Source organism: uncultured Planktosalinus sp. (assembly GCF_963973675.1).
GTDB lineage: Bacteria > Bacteroidota > Bacteroidia > Flavobacteriales > Flavobacteriaceae > Planktosalinus.
The window spans coordinates 1-2,205 of record NZ_CAXBAN010000411.1 but is presented as its reverse complement, the minus strand read 5'-3'; the positions used below and the strand labels follow the sequence as shown (position 1 = coordinate 2,205).

Here is a 2,205-nt window from a genome sequence, read left to right as displayed (position 1 = left end):
ACATTATCTGATGATTTAAAAGATATGGGTTCTATAATCTGGGCAGAAACTGTGAAGGCTGTTCGCAGGATGAATCCAGAAACTACTCTTGAAACTTTGATTCCAGATTTTCAAGGTGTTGAAAGGCATATAAACCGCATTATTGAAGTTAGCCCAGAAGTGGTTTCTCACAACATGGAAACTGTTAAAAGACTCACCCGTGAAGTGCGCATACAAGCAAAGTATCAACGCAGTTTAGAAGTTTTAAATTACCTCAAGAAACAAGGCATAAACAGAACCAAAAGCGGTATTATGTTAGGACTGGGTGAAAAAGAAGAAGAAGTTATTCAGACACTTGAAGACCTCAGGACTGTTAATGTAGATATCATTACTATTGGTCAATACTTACAGCCTTCTAAAAAACACCTCCCAGTAAAAGAGTTCATTTTACCGGATCAATTTAAAAAATATGAGCAAATTGGAAAAGAATTGGGTTTTCGCCATGTTGAAAGTGGTGCATTGGTTCGCTCTTCATACAAAGCTCATAAACACATTCTTTAACTAAATTAAAATAAATGTCAGGAAAAATCAAGATAGCCATCAATGGTTTTGGAAGAATTGGCAGAAATTTATTTCGGTTATTACTCGATCAAAATCAAATAGAAGTAGTCGCTATCAATGACTTGGCAGACGCTAAAACCCTAAGCCATTTACTTAAATATGACAGCATTCATGGGGTTTTAAAAAGAAATATTTCAAGTACTGACAAAGGTATTTATGTTGATGATAAGCTTTTCCCGCTTTACAATTTTCCCTCGCCAGCTGAGGCTGTTTGGAAAAATGTAGATATTGTTATTGAATCCAGCGGTAAATTCAAACAAAAAGAACAGCTAATCCATCACATTAAAGCAGGAGCAAAAAGAGTGATACTGTCTGTTCCACCAATGGAAGATGACATAAAAACGATTGTTTTAGGTGTCAATGAACATCTTTTGAAATCGGATGATTTGATTATTTCAAATGCCTCCTGCACTACCAACAATGCAGCACCAATGATCAAAATAATTGATGAATTATGTGGGGTTGAACAGGCATATATTACTACAGTTCACTCCTATACTTCAGATCAAAGTTTGCACGATCAACCACATAAAGACTTGAGAAGAGCTCGTGCAGCTTGCCAATCAATCGTGCCAACCACCACAGGGGCTGCCAAGGCATTAACAAAAGTGTTTCCACATTTATCTGATGTAATTGGAGGCTGTGGTATTAGAGTGCCTGTGCCCAATGGTTCTCTAACAGACTTAACTTTAAATGTAAAAAAGGAAATTTCAATTGAAGAAATTAACAATGCATTTAAAATAGCTTCAAATACCACTTTAAAAGGTATTTTGGAATATACAAACGAGCCAATTGTATCAATTGACATTGTTAACAATACACATTCTTGTATATTTGATGCGCAAATGACGTCTGTAATTGGTAAATTTGTAAAAGTTATTGGTTGGTATGATAACGAAATTGGTTATTCTTCGAGATTAATAGATTTAGTAAATTATATATCAAAGAAATAACTATATTTAAACCATTATATGTAATATTGATGAGGAGCTCCTTACTTTTATTTTTAACCTCACTTTGTTTAATTTTGTCAGTTTCTGCTATTTCTCAGGAAGATAAAGCAGAAATTACAGATACTATTGCCCATATCCAAAATCTTCAACAAACAGCCTATGAATCTATTTTAATTCAGGAGCTTGACAATGTGGTGCCAAAATTATTAGAAGCAAAAGATCTAGCAAACAAAATTAATGATAGCAACCATAAAGCACTAGTAAGTACTACCTTGGCTTACTTTTATTATTCTATATACAGTTATAATCTTGCAAGTACTGAATGTGCAAAAGCTATTAGTTACGTAAAAGACGATGAAAACTCAAAAACTCTTGCAATAGCATATAGTCTTTATGGATTGATTTCTTTAAAAACAAATAATAAAGAAAACGCTGAGCGGTATCTCGACAGAGCAGATAGAATCTTTCAAACACTAAATGAAGATGTAGAGCTAGCAAAAGTCAAATATAAAAAAGGCCTTTTTGCCCTGGAAAATGAAAATATTCAAGTAGCCTTAAATTACTTTACTGCAGCTCTACAAGTTTTCGAAAATTCAAACATCCCCTATTACGAAGCGATAGCTAATCAACATATAGCTATGTCCCTCATTCA

At 33.9% G+C, this 2,205-nt stretch carries 3 protein-coding genes; all 3 read left to right on the top strand.

Annotated features, from left to right (window positions below):
- The coding region (locus tag AACY61_RS12765; protein ID WP_339611964.1) for a lipoyl synthase at positions 1-540 on the top strand (540 nt) is incomplete at its 5' end.
- Positions 541-554: 14 nt separating this feature from the next.
- Positions 555-1,553 (top strand): type I glyceraldehyde-3-phosphate dehydrogenase, encoded by a 999-nt coding sequence (gene gap / locus AACY61_RS12760; RefSeq protein ID WP_339611962.1) that lies wholly within the window; start codon positions 555-557, stop codon positions 1,551-1,553.
- Between the two features lie 74 nt (positions 1,554-1,627).
- Positions 1,628-2,205: hypothetical protein (locus tag AACY61_RS12755; protein WP_339611960.1), on the top strand; the 578-nt coding region annotated here is incomplete at its 3' end.